The 20,166-nt window shown below is 40.8% G+C and carries 16 protein-coding genes and 5 pseudogenes; 1 reads left to right on the top strand and 20 read right to left on the bottom strand.

Annotated features, from left to right (window positions below; genetic code table 11):
* Nucleotides 1–31: 31 nt before the first annotated feature.
* From HMPREF2619_RS09725 to HMPREF2619_RS09665, 14 genes and pseudogenes are all read right to left on the bottom strand, one after another.
* A complete protein-coding gene (locus HMPREF2619_RS09725) occupies nt 32–1,999 on the bottom strand; it encodes a peptide ABC transporter substrate-binding protein (RefSeq protein ID WP_070460980.1) in 1,968 nt (655 codons plus the stop codon).
* 21 nt (nt 2,000–2,020) lie between these two features.
* Nucleotides 2,021–3,043: a branched-chain amino acid aminotransferase gene (locus HMPREF2619_RS09720; protein ID WP_070460978.1), complete on the bottom strand. Its 1,023-nt coding sequence runs from the start codon at nt 3,041–3,043 to the stop codon at nt 2,021–2,023.
* A 124-nt stretch (nt 3,044–3,167) separates the two neighbouring features.
* Nucleotides 3,168–5,645, bottom strand: coding sequence for a DNA topoisomerase IV subunit A (gene parC, locus HMPREF2619_RS09715; RefSeq protein ID WP_083279651.1), 2,478 nt, complete (start codon nt 5,643–5,645; stop codon nt 3,168–3,170).
* Nucleotides 5,646–5,865: 220 nt separating this feature from the next.
* Nucleotides 5,866–6,684: an aminoglycoside 6-adenylyltransferase gene (locus tag HMPREF2619_RS09710; RefSeq protein ID WP_148130398.1), complete on the bottom strand. Its 819-nt coding sequence runs from the start codon at nt 6,682–6,684 to the stop codon at nt 5,866–5,868.
* Between the two features lie 16 nt (nt 6,685–6,700).
* Nucleotides 6,701–6,919 (bottom strand): annotated as a pseudogene (locus HMPREF2619_RS11035) (GNAT family N-acetyltransferase); the annotation flags it as partial.
* Between the two features lie 66 nt (nt 6,920–6,985).
* On the bottom strand, nt 6,986–7,360 hold the full coding sequence (locus tag HMPREF2619_RS09705; protein ID WP_070460971.1) for a GNAT family N-acetyltransferase: 375 nt from the start codon (nt 7,358–7,360) through the stop codon (nt 6,986–6,988).
* A gap of 63 nt (nt 7,361–7,423) precedes the next feature.
* A pseudogene (locus HMPREF2619_RS11720) lies at nt 7,424–7,651 on the bottom strand (hypothetical protein); the annotation flags it as partial.
* Nucleotides 7,644–8,150 (bottom strand): annotated as a pseudogene (locus HMPREF2619_RS09695) (aminoglycoside 6-adenylyltransferase); the annotation flags it as partial. The pseudogenes HMPREF2619_RS11720 and HMPREF2619_RS09695, both read right to left, overlap by 8 nt.
* Nucleotides 8,140–8,682, bottom strand: coding sequence for a hypothetical protein (locus tag HMPREF2619_RS09690; protein ID WP_070460968.1), 543 nt, complete (start codon nt 8,680–8,682; stop codon nt 8,140–8,142). The gene HMPREF2619_RS09690 and the pseudogene HMPREF2619_RS09695, both read right to left, overlap by 11 nt.
* 118 nt (nt 8,683–8,800) lie before the next feature.
* Nucleotides 8,801–8,899: pseudogene (locus HMPREF2619_RS11835) on the bottom strand (YkvA family protein); the annotation flags it as partial.
* A 273-nt stretch (nt 8,900–9,172) separates the two neighbouring features.
* The gene (gene parE / locus HMPREF2619_RS09680) at nt 9,173–11,116 is read right to left on the bottom strand and encodes a DNA topoisomerase IV subunit B (RefSeq protein WP_070460965.1); all 1,944 of its coding nucleotides are present in this window, start codon (nt 11,114–11,116) and stop codon (nt 9,173–9,175) included.
* A 148-nt stretch (nt 11,117–11,264) separates the two neighbouring features.
* Nucleotides 11,265–12,106, bottom strand: a pseudogene (locus tag HMPREF2619_RS09675) (amino acid ABC transporter substrate-binding protein).
* 9 nt (nt 12,107–12,115) lie between these two features.
* Nucleotides 12,116–12,745: an amino acid ABC transporter ATP-binding protein gene (locus HMPREF2619_RS09670; RefSeq protein WP_049504388.1), complete on the bottom strand. Its 630-nt coding sequence runs from the start codon at nt 12,743–12,745 to the stop codon at nt 12,116–12,118.
* 10 nt (nt 12,746–12,755) lie between these two features.
* Nucleotides 12,756–13,397, bottom strand: a complete 642-nt coding sequence (locus tag HMPREF2619_RS09665; protein WP_060955895.1) for an amino acid ABC transporter permease — start codon at nt 13,395–13,397, stop codon at nt 12,756–12,758.
* Between the two features lie 215 nt (nt 13,398–13,612).
* Here HMPREF2619_RS09665 and plsY point away from each other — a divergent pair, with 215 nt between their 5' ends.
* Entirely contained in the window at nt 13,613–14,254 is a 642-nt protein-coding gene (plsY, locus tag HMPREF2619_RS09660; protein WP_049504383.1) for a glycerol-3-phosphate 1-O-acyltransferase PlsY, read from the top strand.
* Nucleotides 14,255–14,284: 30 nt separating this feature from the next.
* Here the strand turns inward: plsY and HMPREF2619_RS09655 are convergent, their stop codons facing one another.
* The 6 genes from HMPREF2619_RS09655 to deoC form a co-directional block, all read right to left on the bottom strand.
* Complete coding sequence (locus tag HMPREF2619_RS09655) at nt 14,285–15,241, bottom strand: ABC transporter permease (RefSeq protein WP_049509105.1); 957 nt, start codon at nt 15,239–15,241, stop codon at nt 14,285–14,287.
* A 2-nt stretch (nt 15,242–15,243) separates the two neighbouring features.
* Nucleotides 15,244–16,302 carry an ABC transporter permease gene (locus HMPREF2619_RS09650; protein WP_000038693.1) on the bottom strand — a complete coding sequence of 353 codons (1,059 nt, stop codon included), beginning with the start codon at nt 16,300–16,302 and terminating at the stop codon, nt 15,244–15,246.
* Nucleotides 16,302–17,831, bottom strand: coding sequence for an ABC transporter ATP-binding protein (locus tag HMPREF2619_RS09645; RefSeq protein WP_070460964.1), 1,530 nt, complete (start codon nt 17,829–17,831; stop codon nt 16,302–16,304). Before HMPREF2619_RS09645 ends, HMPREF2619_RS09650 begins: the two co-directional genes overlap by 1 nt.
* A 141-nt stretch (nt 17,832–17,972) precedes the next feature.
* On the bottom strand, nt 17,973–19,028 hold the full coding sequence (locus tag HMPREF2619_RS09640) for a BMP family lipoprotein (RefSeq protein WP_070460962.1): 1,056 nt from the start codon (nt 19,026–19,028) through the stop codon (nt 17,973–17,975).
* Between the two features lie 90 nt (nt 19,029–19,118).
* The gene (locus HMPREF2619_RS09635) at nt 19,119–19,508 is read right to left on the bottom strand and encodes a cytidine deaminase (RefSeq protein ID WP_049502784.1); all 390 of its coding nucleotides are present in this window, start codon (nt 19,506–19,508) and stop codon (nt 19,119–19,121) included.
* Nucleotides 19,495–20,157, bottom strand: coding sequence for a deoxyribose-phosphate aldolase (gene deoC, locus HMPREF2619_RS09630; RefSeq protein ID WP_070460960.1), 663 nt, complete (start codon nt 20,155–20,157; stop codon nt 19,495–19,497). Before deoC ends, HMPREF2619_RS09635 begins: the two co-directional genes overlap by 14 nt.
* Between the last annotated feature and the right edge of the window lie 9 nt (nt 20,158–20,166).

Below are 20,166 nucleotides of genomic sequence, written 5' to 3'. Positions count from 1 at the left end.
GGCCCCTTTATTCCAAAAGTACTAGTCTGTTTTATTTGACATGACTTTCTAATTCTTTTTGGTATTTATTGTTTGATTCCAATTTTTCTTTTTGCCATTTTTCAAGAGCTGCTTGATATTCTTTAGCAGTTACAATCTCTTTTTGCAATTTCATTCCCTTGAAGATGTATGGATCACCCTTAATACCAACTTGTGAGTATGGTTTTGAGAAAGGAACGATGTTGCTGACAACTGGTGAACCACCTGATGAGGCTGTCGGTATCAAGAGAGAGCTATCTGTGAGCCAAGCTTGCGCTTTAGCATATTTTTCATATCTCTTATTCAAATCGTTTGTCTCAGAAACTGCATCATCTAGGAGTTTCTTATATTGGTCTAAACCAAGTTGAGCTACTACTTCCTTGTCTTTTCCTTTAGTAATACCAAGGTGTTTCATAGCAGAACCGGTCTTAGGATCCATGATATTGAGATAACTTGCTGGGTCTTGATAACTTGGAGCCCATCCAGTATTATTCAAATCATAGTCTTTTTGAGCAGGAACACGCGCTTGTGATGTAATACTTTCCTTTTCATTGTCAGTCATTTGAAGGACATCGATGACGACATTTTCAGAACCAAGAGTTGATTCGATTGATTGCTTGAAGGAATTGCTTTGCTGAACAGCAATTGTATTTGTCTGTTCAACTGGGACATCCAAGTGAATTGGGAAGGTTACACCTTTTGATTCCAATTCTTTCTTAGCTTTTTCAAATGAAGCTTTGGCTTTGTCAGGATTGTAGATGGTATCTTTTCCGTCAACGAGCTCAACACCTTTCCATTGGTCCCCATAGTTGACCAATTCTTTTTGAGCGATATCACCAAAGTTTTTGCCACCAGATTGAACGAAATTGTCTGGTACTAGGCTATTACGAATAATCTTGTCCGCACCATCTTCACCATTGAGTTGGGCAGCATAAGAATGACGGTTGAAGGCAAAGTTGATGGCTTGACGGAAGTCCTTGTTCAACATTGCTTCTTTTGTAGAAGTTTTCTGTTCTTCACTTGTTTTCGCTGTCTTATTGAAAGATTGACGGTTTACGTTAAAGGTAAAGTAGTAACTAGTTGAATCCTGTGGACTATATGTAATTTTATCCCCGTATTGTTCCAAAGTAGAAGCAAAGTTTGAGCTACTTGGGAAGAGGCGAGCTGTTGTGTAAACACCCGAAGAGAAGCTACGGATCAAGGATTCTTGATCTGATCCATCATAGTAAGTTAATTTAACTTTCTCGATTTTAACCTTCTCTTTATCCCAATAATTTGGGTTCTTTTCATATTCGATTAAAGATTTGGAAGTCAATGTCTTCAAAATATATGGACCGTTATAAAGAATACCAGCTGGACTGACCGTTCCATAATTTTTACCAGAAGCTTTGAGGAATTCTTCATTTACTGGCAACATAGTTGCTGAAGTTACTTTGGAATTCCAGAAAGTTTCAGGTGCATTTAGAGTGTACTCAACAGTATAATCATCCACTGCCTTAACTCCAACTGTTGAGAAGTCGTTAGTCTCACCAGTCATATACTCATTCAAACCCTTGATTGAGTTTTGAATAAGAGTGACACCGTCTGATTTGCCATCAGCTACGTGTTTCAACCCAGTAACAAAGTCATGCGCAGTTACTTCAGCGTATTCTTCACCTTCTGACGTGTACCATTTAACCCCTTTGCGAAGTTTATAAGTATAAGTCAAACCGTCTTGTGAGACACTCCAATCCTCAGCGAGGGAAGGAATCAAATTCCCATATTCATCGTTTTCCAACAAACCATCAACGACGTTACCGATGATATCAGTTGTTGAAGTACGAGTTGCGATACTGTAGTCCAAAGATGATGGGTCTACTCCATAGACATAAGAGAAAGTTGTAGGCGCATCTGCTTCCTTGTCAGCCTTACCACAAGCTACAAGAAGAACTGCTGTACTCAGGACCACTCCTGCTGTTAACATCCACTTTTTCGTTTTCATAAAGATCTCCTTTAATAATTTTTAATCTACTTTTACAATCCAACCTTCTGGTGCTTCAATGTCACCAAATTGAATACCTGTCAATTCATCGTATAGTTTACGAGTCACTGGACCAACCTCTGTCTCACTGTAGAAAACGTGGAAGTCATCACCATGTTGGATTCCTCCAATTGGTGAGATAACTGCCGCAGTACCGCAGGCACCTGCTTCTACAAATCGATCCAGACTATCAATTGGTACATCTCCCTCAACAGGCTTCAAGCCCAGACGATGCTCTGCCAAATAAAGTAATGAGTACTTGGTAATCGATGGCAAGATTGATGGACTCAGTGGGGTTACAAACTCATTATCAGCTGTAATTCCAAAGAAGTTTGCTGAACCAACTTCTTCAATCTTGGTGTGGGTTGATGGGTCTAGATAAATAACATCTGAAAAATGACGGGATTTAGCCATTTTTCCTGGCAAAAGACTAGCTGCATAGTTCCCACCAACCTTGGCAGCTCCTGTTCCATTTGGTGCAGCACGGTCATACTCGTCTTGAATCAAGAAGTTTGTTGGAACCAATCCACCTTTAAAATAATTTCCAACTGGCATAGCAAAGATGGTAAAAATATACTCCTCAGCTGGTTTTACCCCAATGATATCTCCAACACCAATCAAGAGCGGACGAAGGTAAAGAGTTCCACCAGTTCCATAAGGGGGTACGTATTCTTCATTAGCACGAACAACGGCTTTACAAGCTTCTACAAACATTTCTGTTGGAACTTGTGGCATCAAGAGACGATCACAGGTACGTTGCAGACGTTTAGCATTTTCATCTGGACGGAAGAGTTGAATACTGCCATCCTTTGTACGATAGGCTTTCAATCCTTCAAATGCTTGCTGTCCATAGTGAAGGCTTGGAGATGATTCTGAAATATGCAAGGTTGCATCTTCTGTTAATTCTCCTTGAGACCATTGTCCATCTTTAAAATAAGCGATATAACGATAAGGTAGTTTCATATAGGAAAAACCGAGATTTTCCCAATCGATCGTAACTGTCATGACAATCTCCTTTATTCTAATCAAGCTTTGTGTTCTATTCTACACTATTCTCCTAAAAATTCAAGTATTATTTGTAATTTTCTGAAAATTTTACTTATAAAAAATCAGTCACTAAGACCGATTTTTAATTTTCTTTGTCTTCTTTAAAGATTTCTTTGAGATAAGCATCAAAAACTTCTTCATCAGAAATGCTATCTGAAATGAAGCTTCCATTGCTTGTGCGTTCCGATAGATTCAAATCTTGTAGGATTGCTTCGTAAATCGTTCCATTATTTGATTGGATGACAAGCGTTTGCTCTCCATCTTCTACTTCTGTACTAAAGAGATCTCCAACAAATCCTTGTTCAGAAACTGCACCAGCAAGGAAGACACGATGTGGTTTGCTCTTTAATTCTCTAAGGACTTGAAGACCACGATTAGCACGACTGGTTACTGGAATTTCCTCAATCGAAACGCGCTTAAGACTTCCACGATGCGTCAAAAGATAGAAAGATGAAGTGTTGCAGATAAAGGCTGCTTGTATCACATCATCTGCTTTGAGATTCATGGCTTTCACCCCTGCAGCTTTGGCACCGATAACTGGCACTTCTTCGATGTTAAAGCGGAGGGAATAGCCGTTTCGACTAATCAACAGGACATCATCCAATTTAATCGGAGCTACTGCTACAATCTGATCAGTATCATCTTTCAACTTAGCATATTTGACAGACTTAGAGCGATAGGTTCTCCATGGAGAAAATTCTTTGCGTTCGACACGTTTGATTTGACCAAGGCGAGTCGCTGCAAAGTAGGTTGTCGCATCATCAAACTGATCCACAACTTCAACATAGAGCACTTCTTCATTGGTTTCAAAGTTTGTAATAGACTGGCTTAGATGCTCTCCGATATCCTTCCAACGAATATCTGCCAACTCATGGACTGGTCGGTAAATGACATTCCCAAGCGTTGTAAAAATTAAAAGGTGTTGAGTAGTTTTGACAGATTGAACGAATAGCAATCGGTCGTCATCCCGTTTACCAATCTCTTCCAGTGTTGAAGCTGCAAAGGAACGAGGGCTAGTACGTTTGATATAGCCTGCCTTAGTCACGCTGACGTAAGTATCTTCTTCAGCGATAAGACTAGCTGTATCAATCTCAATCACTTTTGCTGTATCTTCTAAAGAACTCAAACGTGGAGTCGCAAATTTCTTCTTGACTTCACGGAGTTCTTTCTTCATGAGATTGTACATGGTTCGTTCGTCACCGATGATAGCCGCAAGCATAGCAATCTTTTCACGTAGTTCAGCTTCTTCTTCTTGCAAGACAACTACGTCTGTATTGGTCAAACGGTATAGTTGCAAGGTAACAATAGCTTCAGCCTGCTCTTCAGTAAAATCATAACTGACCTTGAGGTTCTCCTTGGCATCAGCCTTATTTTCAGAAGCACGGATAAGAGCAATGACTTCATCTAAAATAGAGATGACACGAATTAAACCTTCCACGATATGGAGACGTTTTTCGGCCTTTTCCTTGTCAAAGCGAGAACGTGCCAAGATGACCTCACGACGGTGGGCAATATAGCTAGATAAGATAGGCACAATTCCAACCTGACGAGGGGTGAAATTGTCAATTGCAACCATGTTGAAGTTGTAATTGATTTGCAAGTCAGTGTACTTGAAAAGGTAGTTGAGAACAAGCTCGGTATTGGCATCTTTTTTTAGCTCGATAGCGATACGAAGACCGTCACGGTCAGACTCATCCCGAACCTCAGCGATACCTGCCACCTTGTTATTGACACGGACTTCATCAATTTTCTTGACCAAGTTAGCCTTATTAATCTCATAGGGAATCTCAGTGATAACGATTTGCTCCTTACCACCTTTCAGTTTCTCGATTTCAGTCTTAGAACGAACAACCACGCGCCCTTTACCAGTTTCATAGGCCTTTTTGATTTCGTCTCGTCCTTGAATAATGGCTCCTGTAGGGAAGTCTGGTCCAGGCAAGAATTCCATCAACTTATCAACCTTGGCAGTTGGGTGATCAATCATGTAGACTGTCGCATCAATAACTTCAGCCAAATTATGAGGTGGAATATCTGTGGCATACCCAGCTGAAATCCCAGTTGAACCGTTGACTAAGAGGTTTGGAAAGGCTGCTGGTAAGACAGTTGGTTCTTTCTCGGTATCATCAAAGTTCCAAGCAAAGGGAACTGTCTTTTTCTCGATATCTTGAAGGAGATAGCCTGCAATCTCAGACAAACGAGCCTCTGTATAACGCATAGCCGCAGGCGGATCTCCGTCCATCGAACCATTATTACCGTGCATTTCAACTAGAATCTCACGGTTTTTCCAGTCCTGGGACATACGAACCATGGCATCATAAATCGAAGAATCCCCGTGTGGGTGGAAATTCCCCATAATGTTACCGACAGACTTGGCCGACTTACGGTAGCTCTTGTCAAAAGTATTGCCATCCTTATTCATCGAATAAAGAATGCGACGCTGAACCGGCTTCAATCCATCCCGAATGTCTGGCAAGGCCCGGTCTTGAATGATGTACTTGGAGTAGCGACCAAAGCGCTCTCCCATGATATCCTCTAAGGACATATTTTGGATATTACTCATATAGGATACAAAGCCCGTAAAATGCAAAGTGAAAATAGGAAATTCTTACAGTGAGCGATGCTCACAAGAGAATTTATCTTTTTCACACAGCATTTAGGGCGTGTTCAACTCCTTTCAAAAAATGTAGAGTAGATTTTACAGAATAAAGGAATTTAGTTACCTTCAGTAACCAAACGGCCCTTTCCGTAGTTTAATCTTTTAAATTGTGTTCTTTATTTACTTAGTGATCAGGAAGTTTTTCCTTAGCATACTCAATCATCTTCTCAGCCACTCCTTTTTCATACTTAAATCCCATCTTTTGAGCAAGATATTGAGCTTCTTGGTGGAAAAGTTGCATGGTAGCCAATAAAGACTGAGTGATTTTGTCTAAACTTGCGAAATCAAGTAGAGCAGAGAATTCCTTCTCTTTCTCTGTAGGTAAATACTGGAAAAGATATTTGTAGTTCTTGCCGATATCGACTGTCCCTCGATCACCTGCGACCTGCCAAGCTAAGATTTTCAAGAGTTCTTGCTGACAAATGCCGTAGAGATGGTCAGTGGCATAGAAAAGTTGCTTGCGACATATCCCTTTAACCACGTAAGTTGACACCCACCAAAATTCATTGCAAGTTTTTTCAAAATCCGAATTACTAGCTGGATGTATCCAGAAACGCTCTGGACTTGGAGAATAAGACTCAAACAAACCCTTCTCATCTACTAAAACTGTGAATCCTGCCTCACTATCCACCCATTCGTTGATGTGATCTTTAGGACAGAGGGTTAGATCAATGCGATTCCCATCTTCGAAAAGCATGAGGTAGAGACGACGGTTGCCTAGGATATTATGTTGCTCAATGTTACGTGTGCCAAACTGGTTCAACCAAGCAAGATCTCTTGTTAGAGTGTCTAAATCATCCACGACATAGACAACATCATAGTCTTGGAACTCGTCCTTGGGAGCCTTTGGATTTGTCCGCGAGCCGGACATGGCGACTGCATCGACCTGTAGCACTTTTGCGGTTTGCAAAATCACATCAAACATCTCGGTTTCAGTTCTCATGGGAATACCTGCCTTTTTAGTGGAAACTCTTGATTCTGTAGAGGACATGTCTATAAAGCGGACTGTCTGCTGGAACTTTTTCATTATCAAATTCTTTGACAAATTCCATGCTCAGTTTTTGCATGACTTTTTGCGAAAGTTGATTGAGTAAGGATGTAAAAGAGTAAACTTCTGACAAGCCAGCTTGCTGAAAAGCAAAGTCTAGACAGGCTTGGGCAGCCTCCTTCGCATAACCATCTTGGCTAGTTCAAGCGAATCTGTCAGACCCAGTTTGTTGTCAAGCGTCATTGGCTGTCTCCTTTCATTCAGATTTTCTAAATCCTGTACCAACAGGCTTAAAACTTATTGACCGATAAAATCCATCTGCTTCAGATATTAATTCAATCCGTGTCAAAGGATATTTTTTGTGGATCTCCTCAATCAGCTGCTGTCCCAGTCTTTTTCTACGGTGGGATTTATCAATAATTATCTCAGCTAAAAAGGTCGTCATCACTTCATCTGTCAAGTAGCGGGCAAAACCAAGGATTTTCTGGTTCTCTTCAACTACCAAGTAATGGGACAGATTTGTTGAAAATAATGATGTCACTTTTTCCTCTGTAAAAGAAATCCATTTTTCATTTTGATAAAGGGCATAAATAGCTTGACAATCTTTTGTGCTTGCAGGTCTGATTATCATTCTCTACTCCTTTCAAATCCGATGCGACCACTAACAATTTTTCAACTCAAATTTAGTTATATTCTAGTTGCTCTCCGTCGCTTCTTCCCTCGTCTTCTTAGGTGGCTTGCGTTTTTTATAGTGGCTGCGGATGGTGTTGAGGTCGTCGCGAAGATTGACCATGTGAGTTCTTTCGGGATAAGCATAAGCACCGATGGCAGTAAAGTTCACAAGGAAATCATAGATTTCCTACAGCTTGAGGCGGACGGTCTTATTCTGGCTGGGAGCCTTGCCCTTGAGCTCAGTCGGTCGCATAGATGACTTGTTTTCGATAAATCCCTTTAACCACGTAAGCTGACACCCACCAAAATTCATTACAAGATTTTTCAAAATCCGTCTCACTAGCTGGATGTATCCAAAAACGCTCTGGATTTGGAGAATAAGTCTCAAAAATCCCCTTCTTATCTTCTAAAACTGTGAAGCCTGCCTCACTATCCACCCATTCTTGCATGTGGTCTTTGGAACAGAGGGTTAGATCAATGCGATTCCCATCTTCAAAAAGCATGAGATAAAGACGGCGATGTCCCAGAGTAACCTCTTGCACAATGATACGTTTGCCGAACTGATCCAACCAAGATAAATCTGAAATTAGTTCTTCAAAGTTCTCAACAAGATAAACAACATCATAGTCTTGAAATTCATCTTTTGGAGCTCGATCCTCTGCTCTTGAACCAGATAGAGCCACAGCATTCACATTCAAAGCATTAGCTGTTTGTAAAATCTGGTCAAGCATCTCTTGGTCAGTTCTCATGCGGTTCATCCTCAGTTGCCTCTATGTTCTGAATAACAACATCTTCATTTCTTTGCTTAAGCAGTTTCTGAACTCTTTTTCTTTCAAGCTCTCCGACTATAAATTGGATAATTGAACTGATTCCAAAAAGTGGTAGTAATAAAATAATTCCCATTTCTTGAGTCAGCATTAAAAAGAGGAAGTTAATAATCGAAAATATTGCTAAAAACCAGGCATTTATCCTAAGAAGTTTTGAGTAACTATTAGGATAATGCTTGAGATGTTTATTGCTTTTATAAATAGCTGTGAATCCAAAAGCAAGGCTCACTGGTGTGAAAATATAGAAGTCAAAAACATAGAAGAGCAATCCTGCATAAGGATTAGACCTTAAAGGATTATCAAATAAAAAGACACCTGTTGTTACTATGGTTAGTAGTAAAAATTCAAGAAAGCGACTTTGCTCAGGTTTACCTTGTTTGGCAACTATATACATAATTGCACCTAAAGCTAAGACTATGAAAAGAAATGAACTATCAAACAATAAACTGATCATGATTTATACCTCTTTTAGAGAGCTAAAATTAAGAAATATAGACGATTTTTCAGATCAATCCTTGAGACTGACGCCATTTATCATAGGTTTCAATGTCTGTTTTGACCATATTCATACAAAGTCCTACAACAGCCATATCATCCAAGTAGCCTGCTAACGGAATAAAATCTGGAATAATGTCAATTGGGGAAAGGAAATAAATAAGTGCGCTTAAAACGGCTAAAATAGTTCCATAAGGAACCGTTGTGTATTTCCCTTGAGCATAATTTTTCACTAAAGAAATCATGACTGGGATCATTGTAAATTTCTTACCAACCAATGGCATCTCTTTAATTTTTTGCTCCAAACGGTACAAAAAATCATCTAATTCATCTTTATCGTTTAATAGGGCCTCAGATTGCGCATAACCACTTTCAAGAGCTTCTTTCACTTGCTCTTCACTTAGATTTTCAGACATATCTTGTCCTCCATTTGTATTTCTTGACAGTTTTTAAAACACTGTCGCTTCTTCCAGCGTAAACTTGACATTGTCTTCGATCCACTTACGACGTGGTTCAACCTTGTCACCCATAAGGACATTGACGCGACGTTCTGCGCGTGCTAAGTCTTCAATCGTGACACGAATGAGGGTTCGAGTTTCTGGATTCATGGTTGTCTCCCAGAGTTGGTCCGCATTCATCTCACCAAGCCCCTTGTAGCGTTGGAGGGTAGCTCCTTTGCCAAACTGCTTACGGAGTTCTTCCAGTTCTCCGTCTGTCCAAGCATAAGCCACTTCTTCTTTCTTTCCTTTACCTTTGGACATCTTGTAAAGAGGCGGAAGGGCGATATACACATGTCCCGCCTCGACTAGTGGACGCATGTAGCGATAAAAGAAGGTTAAGAGAAGGGTTTGAATGTGGGCACCATCGGTGTCCGCATCGGTCATAATAATGATCTTGTCATAGTTGGCATCTTCAAGGGAGAAATCTGCCCCAACACCAGCACCGATGGTATAAATCATGGTGTTGATTTCTTCGTTTTTGAGGATATCTGCCATCTTGGCCTTGGCTGTATTGATGACCTTACCACGAAGAGGCAAGATAGCCTGGAACTTGCGGTCACGACCTTGTTTGGCAGAGCCACCGGCAGAGTCCCCCTCGACCAGATAGAGTTCATTCTTAGCTGGATTTTTAGACTGGGCTGGGGTCAATTTACCAGAAAGCAAGCCCTTATCTTTCTTATTCTTTTTGCCATTTCGGCTCTCGTCACGCGCTTTACGTGCTGCTTCACGGGCATCACGAGCCTTGATAGCTTTACGAATCAGATTTGAAGCCAACTCCCCATTTTCCATGAGGAAGAAGGTCAACTTATCAGCTACAATCCCATCTACAACGGGACGAGCTAGTGGACTTCCCAGTTTGTCCTTAGTCTGTCCTTCAAATTGCAAATGTTCTTCAGGAACAAGGATGGAAAGAACTGCCGCTAATCCTTCACGGTAATCCGAACCTTCTAGGTTTTTATCTTTTTCTTTGAGAAGGCCAGTTTTTCGCGCATAGTCATTCATGACTTTGGTAATAGCAGACTTAAGTCCTGTCTCATGCGTTCCACCATCTTTGGTACGGACGTTATTGACAAAGGACAAGATGTTATCTGAAAATCCATCATTGTACTGGAGGGCTACTTCCACTTGGAAACCGTTGTCTTCACCTTCAAAGTAAAGAACTGGCGTCAAGGTTTCCTTGTCTTCATTGAGATAAGAAACAAAATCCTGCACACCATTCTCATAATGGAATTCAATTGCTTCGTCTGTTCGCTTATCCGTTAATGACAAGGTTACATTTTTCAGAAGAAAGGCTGACTCATTGAGACGCTCTGAAATGGTATGGTACTTAAAGTCTGTCGTGGAAAAGATACTAGCATCCGGCATGAAGGTCACTTTGGTACCTGTTTTAGACTTAGGTGCTGTACCAACCTTTTCAAGAGTTGTTACTGGCTTCCCACCATTTTCAAAACGCTGCTTGTAGACTGCACCATCACGAGTAATTTCTACCTCTAACCAACTAGAGAGGGCATTGACGACAGAAGATCCAACCCCGTGGAGACCTCCTGATGTCTTATAACCACCCTGACCGAATTTCCCTCCGGCGTGAAGGATAGTAAAGATAACCTCAACCGTTGGAATTCCCATAGCGTGCATTCCAGTCGGCATTCCACGTCCGTGGTCTTGAACCGTTAAACTTCCGTTTTTATTAATGGTCACATCAATACGATCACCAAACCCAGATAAGGCCTCATCGACCGCATTATCGACTATTTCCCAAACAAGGTGATGTAGTCCAGCACCGTCAGTCGATCCGATATACATACCTGGACGTTTCCGAACCGCATCCAACCCTTCTAGCACCTGAATGGCGTCATCATTATAATTGTTAATATTGATTTCCTTTTTTGACACAAGGAACCTCCTATTTGTTCATCTTTACTATTTTACAGGTTTTCTAGGGATTTTGCAAAATTTTCAAGTTAAAAAGCCTATTCACAAGTTCTTTTTAGTAAAAAAAGCACTCATTTCCACCCTAAAAAAAGAAACCAAGACGCGAGTCTCAGTTTTCTTTTCCTTTAACTTGGCTTGTTGCTATATCTTCACCAAACCATTTTTGGCTAATTTCTTGGAATTTACCTTCTTGATAGAGTTCCACAAAAGCTTGATTTAAATTTGCTAACAAGGTCTTATCTGCTGGTCTTACTCCAACTGCAAAAGACTCACTCTCAAAACCAGCTGGGAAAATCTCATACTGGTCTATAATCCCTTCCGTTTTAAGATAATAATTAGCGTAAACACGGTCAATCAAAAGGGCATCAATCCGATCATTTTGCAAGTCAATCAAGGCTTCATTAAAACTTTGATACTGATTAGCCTTTGGTCCTTAACAATATTCTTTAGAAGTTCAGGCTGAGCTTCAAAATCTAGATAACCAGAAGAACCTGCTTGGGCTCCCAAAATCTTATTTTTCATATCCGAAACCGACTGGATATTTTGCGATTTTTTTGAGACTAGAACCTGCTGATTCTCCATGTAGGGAATGGTAAAAGCAACCTTTTCACGGCGTTCATCAGTCGCTGAATATCCATTCCAGATAGCATCAATAGTGCCGTTTTGAAGTTCTGTTTCCTTCATATCCCAATCAATAGGTTGAAACTGTACCTTGAACCCCAATTTCTCAGAAACAGCCTGGGCTAAGTCAATATCAAATCCGACATATTGGCCATTCTTTTCTTCAAACCCCATAGGAACAAAGGTATTGTCAAATCCAATAGTAATGCTTCCTTGTTGTTGGTATTTGTCCCAATTATCGACTTTGGGATCACTAGCTTTTTGCGTACATCCTACTAGGAAAAAAGCCAGAAAGAATACCAAAACAAGACTGATTTTCTTTAGATTCATAGACACCTCCTACTTGGGCTCTACTTTGAGAATCTGATCAGCAATATTCTCTGCAAACTGGAGATCGTGAGTCACGACAATTTGAGTCATGCCTAATTCTCGATTTTGTAGGATCAGTTTTTCAACTTCGAGACGCAACTCTGGGTCAAGGGCTGAAGTTGGTTCGTCATAACCAATCACTTCAGGATCTATCATCATAGCACGTGCTAAGGCAACCCGTTGCTTTTGACCACCAGATAAGGAATAAGGATAGGCATCTGCATGAGCTTCGAGTCCCAGACGAGTTAATAAGTCGACCGCCTTCTTCTTTGCATCTGCTTCAGACATCCCCATAGTCTTGATAGGTGACAAAATCAAGTTCTCCATAACGGATAAGTGAGGAAAAAGTTGAAAGTCTTGAAAAACAAAACCTAACAAGTGGCGCTTTTCAAGTTCATCCAAAGGTAGGGATTCTCCATTATAAAAAATCTCTCCTGAATCAATGGTCTCAAGTCCAGCTAACATTCTAAGCAAGGTAGTCTTCCCACCACCAGAAGGGCCAACAATGGCCAAAATTTGCTTTTCAGGAATTGTTAAACTGAAATTGGATAAAATTTCTTTTTTTCCAAATTTTTTGCTGATATTTCTTAACTCTAACATGGTTAACCTCCTATCTATAGTAGCTGAACTTCTTCTCAAGTTTCTTAGCTAGGATTGTAACGATACCAATCATAAGCAGATAAATAGCTCCTGCTAGAAACATTGGAATCAAGCTAGCATCACGATTGGCTGCAGTACGACTGGCTAGGATTAAATCTGAAATACCGAGTGCATAGACCAGAGAAGTATCCTTAACCAAACTCATAACCTCGTTAAATACACTTGGTAAGACAATCTTGGTCACCTGTGGCAAGATGATATAGCGAACGGTATCGATAGGATTAAATTTCAAAACCTTGGCTGCTTCGTATTGCCCCTGAGGAATCGTTGCAATTCCTCCACGGAATATTTCTGCAAAGTAGGCTGCATAATTAAGCGTAAAAGCAATAATAGCTGCTGGCACCCGGTCCAATCGAATTCCGATACTTGGTAGGACATAATAAATAAAAATTAGTTGCAAAAGTAAGGGTGTCCCACGCATCACCCAGATATAAACATCAATTATGTAATGGAGGGGTTTCCAATGGACCTGTAAGCAAAAGGCAATCAAAATACCTAAAGGGATTGAAAAGAGCAAGACCAGTGCAAAAACTTGTATAGTCATTGTAGCACCGCTCAATAAACTTGGTAATATCTCGAATAAATAAGACATATTCCACCTCCTAAAAATAATTGTTCCTATTATAGCATAAATAAACACAAAATCAAGGATTTTCAGAAGTTACCATGAATTTTTAAAACTTTAGCCTTAATTTCCGAACAATAGTGTTCATGAGAAAATTTATCTACTTACATAAAGTATCAGATGTCACAATTTGAGAAAAGATTCCTTTCCGTTTCTCTTATATTTCATGGTATAATAGAAGCATGATGACAATAGTATTATTAATTTTAGCTTATTTATTGGGTTCTATCCCTTCAGGACTGTGGATTGGGCAAATCTTCTTTAAGATCAATCTAAGAGAACATGGTTCAGGTAATACTGGAACGACCAATACCTTTCGTATTTTAGGTAAGAAAGCGGGTATGGCAACCTTCGTGATTGACTTTTTCAAAGGAACCATCGCAACCTTGCTTCCACTTATCTTTCATGTTCAAGGTGTTTCACCTCTAGTCTTTGGCCTTTTAGCTGTGATTGGGCATACCTTCCCGGTATTTGCAGGATTTAAAGGAGGAAAGGCTGTCGCAACTAGTGCTGGAGTCATTTTCGGATTTGCTCCTCTATTTTGCCTCTATCTAGCAGTTGTCTTCTTTGGAACTCTATATCTAGGAAGCATGATTTCTCTCTCTAGTGTTACTGCTGCTCTCGCAGCTGTACTTGGGGTGATCCTCTTTCCGCTTATCGGTTTCCTACTGCCAAGTTACGATTTATTATTCGTAGCGATTATCCTAGCTCTCGCAGGTTTAATTATTATCCGCCACAAAGATAATATCAATCGTATTCGTAATAAAACAGAAAATCTTGTTCCCTGGGGCTTAAACCTCACACACCAAGAACCTAAACAATAAAACGTCAGTTTCAAACTGACGCTTTTTTGTTTATTTAGATTTGATATAGTTGATACCATCTGCCTTCGGTGCAACTGCTTTACCAAAGAAGGCTGCTAGGACGACGATGGTCAAGAGATATGGTGCAATTTGCAAGTAAACGGCTGGAACTCCTTGCAAGAAAGGAAGTTGAGAACCGATAACCGCCAAACTTTGTGATAGTCCGAAGAAGAGACTTGAAAGCATAGCTCCAACAGGATTCCACTTACCGAAAATCATAGCAGCAAGTGCGATAAATCCAGGTCCAACGATGGTAGTAACTGAGAAGTTAACGGAAATTGACTGAGCGTAGATAGCTCCACCGATTCCTCCAAGGAAACCTGAAATCACAACTCCAAGATATCTCATCTTGTAGACATTAATCCCCAAAGTATCTGCTGCTTGTGGGTGTTCACCAACTGAACGGAGGCGAAGTCCAAAGCGAGTTTTAAAAAGGACAAACCACGCTAAGAATGAAAAGGCAATTGCTAGGTAACCAAGTAAACTTGTTGACTTGAAGAAGATATCTCCGATAACTGGGATATTAGCCAAAAGAGGGAAATCAAAACGTCCAAAAGTTTGCGTTAAGTTATCCGTTTGTCCCTTGTTATAAAGCACTTTGACTAAGAAAACAGCCAAGGCTGGCGCCATCAAGTTAAGTACGGTACCACTGACAACATGGTCAGCACGGAAATGAACTGTAGCCACTGCGTGAATGAGAGAGAAGATAGCTCCAACTAATCCACCAACTAGCAAAGCCAACCAAGGAGTTAATGCTCCCAAATCCTGTGCAAATTCAAGATTAAACACAACTCCAGAAAAGGCACCCATAACCATGATTCCTTCAAGTCCAACGTTAACAACTCCCCCACGTTCAGAGAAAACGCCTCCGATACTTGTGAAAATAAGTGGTGCTGAATAAATCAACATTGAAGAAACCATAAGGGTTAACATTGTTGTAATCGACATCCTTATTTACCTCCTTTAAGTTGTTTTCTTGGTTTGACAAAGCGCTCGATGATGTAGTGAACGCTGACAAAGAAGATAATTGAGGCTGTAACGATACTTACAAGCTCTGATGGTACTTGTGCTGCATTCATACCAGGGGCTCCAACTTGAAGCACTCCGAACAAGAAGGCTGCAAAGAGAATTCCAATTGGTGAGTTTGCAGCAAGTAGACTAACCGCCATTCCGTTAAAGCCAATCGCCAATGATGAACCTTGGACATAAACGTTTTGGAAGGTCCCAAGTCCTTCTACTGCTCCACCTAGACCTGCAAGGGCACCTGAGATAATCATTGATAGGATGATGGTGCGTTTAGCTGAAATACCTGCGTATTCAGAAGCATTTGGATTGAGACCAACTGCACGGATTTCAAAACCGAGAGTTGTCTTCTTAAGCAAGAACCAGATAACTGCAACTGCAATGATGGCAAAGAAAATCCCAATATTCATACGAGAGTTTCCTGTTAACTCAGCAAGCCAAGGTGTTTGATAAGTTGCGTTTGCACTTACTCGGATTGATGAGTCTGTACTTTGCATAATATCTTTAGGGAAAGAGTGGATAAAGGCATTACTTGTATAGAGAACAATGTAGTTCATCATGATGGTTACGATAACTTCAGATGTTCCAAGATAGGCTCTTAAAATACCAGGAATGGCACCAACAATTCCTCCAGCAACCAGCGCAATGACAACTGTCGCAAGAATCAACAATGGACGTGGTAAATCTGGATTTGAAAGAGCGAACCAGCCACTCATAACCCAACCAGCGAGTGCTTGTCCTGGAAGACCAACGTTAAAGAAGCCTGCACGACTGGCAACTGCAAATCCAAGAGCAATCAAGACTAATGGCCCCATGGCACGGAAAATTTCACCGATTCCACGCACACTACCGAAGGCTGTGTAGAACAACTCTTCATAACCCCAAATAGCATCGTAGCCAAAAATCCACATGACGATGGCTCCAAGCAAGATTCCAAGGATAACAGAAATCAAGGGAACCGAAATTTGTTGTAATTTTTTAGACATCACTCTTCTCCTTTTTCCAATTCACCACCAGCCATCAAGACACCAAGTTCTTGCTTGTTGGTTGTTTCTGGTGTTACGATCCCTTGAATCTTACCATCATGAATAACAGCGATTCTATCTGAGACATTTAGAATCTCGTCTAGTTCAAAGCTGACTACAAGGACAGCTTTTCCATTATCACGTTCTTGAATCAAGCGTTTGTGAATGTACTCAATGGCACCGACGTCCAAACCACGAGTCGGTTGGCTGACGATGAGGAGATCCGGATTTCGATCAATCTCCCGAGCGATGATTGCTTTTTGTTGATTTCCTCCAGAAAGGGCTGAAGCTGGAACAATCTCGTTAGCAGCGCGAACATCAAACTCTTGCATCAATTTTTTTGCATAGTCAATGATATTCGTATAATTTAAAATTCCCTTTTTGCTAAGAGGTTCCTTATAGTAGGTTTGAAGAGCGATATTTTCAGAGATCATCATTTCCAAAACCAAACCATCACGATGACGGTCTTCTGGAACGTGACCTACGCTTAGTTCAGTGATTTGGCGAGGATGCAAACCTACAATAGATTGGCCTTTCAACTCTACGCTACCAGATTCAATCTTACGAAGTCCTGTGATAGCTTGAATCAATTCAGACTGACCATTCCCATCAATACCGGCAATTCCGACAATTTCACCAGCTCGAACATCGAGTGAGAGATTTTTAACAGCAGGAACGCCACGGTTTTCATTAACAACCAAGTCTTTAATGGACAGTACAACTTCTTTTGGTTGAGGTGCCTGCTTCACAGTTTTGAAGGAAACTGAACGCCCTACCATCATTTCTGCCAAGTCAGCGTTAGTCGCACCAGCAATCTCAACTGTTTCGATAGATTTACCACGACGGATAACTGTAACACGATCAGATACTGCGCGAATCTCATCCAACTTATGGGTAATCAAGATAATTGATTTACCTTCTTTGACCAGGTTCTTCATGATGGCCATCAACTCATCGATTTCTGATGGCGTCAAAACGGCCGTTGGTTCGTCAAAGATAAGAATATCGGCACCACGATAAAGTGTCTTTAGGATTTCAACACGTTGTTGAGCACCAACAGAGATATCTGCTACTTTGGCTGAAGGATCCACAGCAAGACCATAACGCTCCGATAGTTCGTTAATTTCTCGAGTTGCTCGAGCAATATCTAGGACACCATTTTTGGTCAATTCACTTCCCAAAATGATATTTTCAGCAACTGTGAAAGCTTCAACCAACATAAAGTGCTGGTGAACCATCCCGATTCCTAAGCTAGCTGCTTTTGATGGCGAGTCTAGTTTTACAACTTGACCGTTGACCACAATTTCACCACTAGTTGGTTCTAGAAGCCCTGCTAGCATGTTCATAAGAGTGGACTTCCCAGCTCCATTTTCTCCTAAAAGTGCATGAATTTCACCTTTACGAAGTTCAAGGTTAATCTTGTCGTTAGCGACAAATTCACCGAAAACTTTGGTAATTTCACGCATCTCAATGACATTTTCGTGTGCCATGTGCTCTTCCTTTCAGAGTTTTATTTTATTTCAATAAAACCTGCTAAAGAGATTTAGCAAGCTCTATTGAGACAAAACAATTTGTCTCAATTCTTAAAGAAGCGGCCACAGGCCGCTCCCCTAAGAAATGACTTTTATCTATTATTTTTCAGGAACTTTGATGCTGCCATCTAGGATTTTAGCTTTTGCATCTTCAACAGCTTTTTTACCTTCTTCAGAAAGGTTAGTTGTTACTAGATCAACCCCTTTATCCTTCAGTGAGTAAACGATCACTTGACCGCCAGGGAATTCACCTTTTTCAGCTTTGTTTGCGATATCTTGAACTGTTGTTCCGACTTGTTTCAAAGTAGAAGCAAGTACGAAGTTTGCTTCTTTACCGTCTTTAGAAGTATATTTACCTTCGTCAACTTGGTCACGGTCTACACCGATAACCCAAACTTTTTCGCCTTCGTTTTTGCTTTCATTCAAAGATTTAGCTTCTGAGAAGACACCTGCACCAGTACCACCAGCTGCTTGGTAGATTACGTCTGCACCTGCAGCGTATTGAGCTGCAGCGATTGTTTTACCTTTAGCGGCATCACCAAATGAACCAGCATAGTCTACTTGTACTTTGATAGATGGGTCAACTGACTCAACACCAGCTTTGAAACCAGCTGCGAAACGAGAAATAACTTCAGATTCCATACCACCTACAAAACCAACTTGTTTTGTTTTAGTAGTTTTAGCTGCTGCTACACCTGCAAGGTAAGCTGCTTCGTTATCAGCAAATGTTACGCTTGCTACGTTCTTTTGATCTTTAATCACATCGTCGATCAAAACATAGTTCAAATCTGCATGTTCTTTCGCTGCTTCTTCAACTGCATTGTGAAGGGCAAAACCAACACCGAAGATCAAGTTGTAGCTTCCTGCTGCTTGGTTCAAGTTGTTAGCGTAGTCAGCTTCACTTGTTGATTGGAAGTATGTGTATCCTTTATCTTTTGCAAGATTGTGCTCTTTACCCCAAGCTTGAAGACCTTCCCAAGCTGACTGGTTGAATGATTTGTCGTCAACACCACCAGTATCTGTAACGATAGCTGCTTTAGTCTTCACATCAGAAGAAGATGAAGCTGCGTTACGAGAAGAGCGATTACCACATGCAGCAAGTCCAAATGCTGCTACTGCAACTAGACCAAGGCCTAGCCATTGTTTCTTGTTCATTACTGAACCTCCTAAATAAGATGCGCAACGAAGTTGCAAGTATGGATTGATTGGCCACAAGGACCCTTGTCACTCAAAGAGTGACACAGACTATTGCAAGTCTGTAAATGAGTATGGAAGTAATTCCCCGACCGTCATCTCGACCGTCGATTTATCTTTGGCAACTAGAGTCACCTTTAGATCTTGTTCAAAAAATTCGACCATAACTTGGCGACAAGCACCGCAAGGCGAAATTGGTTTCTCAGTTTGACCATAAACAATCAACTCTGAAAACTCACGTTGTCCTTCGGAGATAGCTTTAAAAATAGCTGTTCTCTCACCACAGTTGGTCAAGGGGTAGCTAGCATTTTCAATATTGCATCCTGTATAAACACTGCCGTCCTTGGCAACCAAAACAGCACCAATCGGAAAATGTGAATAAGGAACATAGGCATTTTTACTAGTCTCAATCGCTAAGTCAATCAACTCAGTAGTCGCCATCTGCTAACTCTCCTTTTAAGATTACTACACCAGCAGATGTTCCGATACGAGTAGCTCCTGCTTCAACAAAGGCAACTGCATCTGCATAAGAACGAGCTCCACCAGCAGCCTTAACCCCCATATCAGGACCAACTGTCTGACGCATTAATTGAACATCCGGTAGGGTTGCACCACCTGTTGAGAAACCTGTTGACGTCTTGACAAAGTCTGCTCCTGCTTTCTGAGCTAGCTGACAAGCTAGAACTTTTTCTTCATCAGTTAACAAACAAGTCTCGATAATAACCTTAACCAGTTTGTCTCCGCTTGCTTCAACAACAGCTCGAATATCTGACTCAATTAAATCAGCATTCCCAGACTTGAGTGCACCAACATTGATAACCATATCAATTTCGTCAGCACCATTTTGGATAGCTTCTTTGGTTTCATAAGCTTTGACAGCTGAAGTTGTAGCTCCAAGAGGGAATCCTACTACTGTACAAACCTTGACATCAGTATCTACGAGTGCAGTTTTTGCATGCGAAACCCAGCAAGGATTGACACAAACACTAGCAAAATCATAGTCTTTAGCTTCAGATAGCAAACGATCGATTTGCTGTTCAGTAGCATCTTGCTTTAAAAGCGTATGATCAATGTATTTATTTAATTTCATTTCGGTTTT

The organism is Streptococcus sp. HMSC074B11 (assembly GCF_001808705.1).
Classification (GTDB): domain Bacteria; phylum Bacillota; class Bacilli; order Lactobacillales; family Streptococcaceae; genus Streptococcus.
Note: the sequence above shows the minus strand (reverse complement) of the source record. Positions and strands in the feature narration are given on the sequence as shown.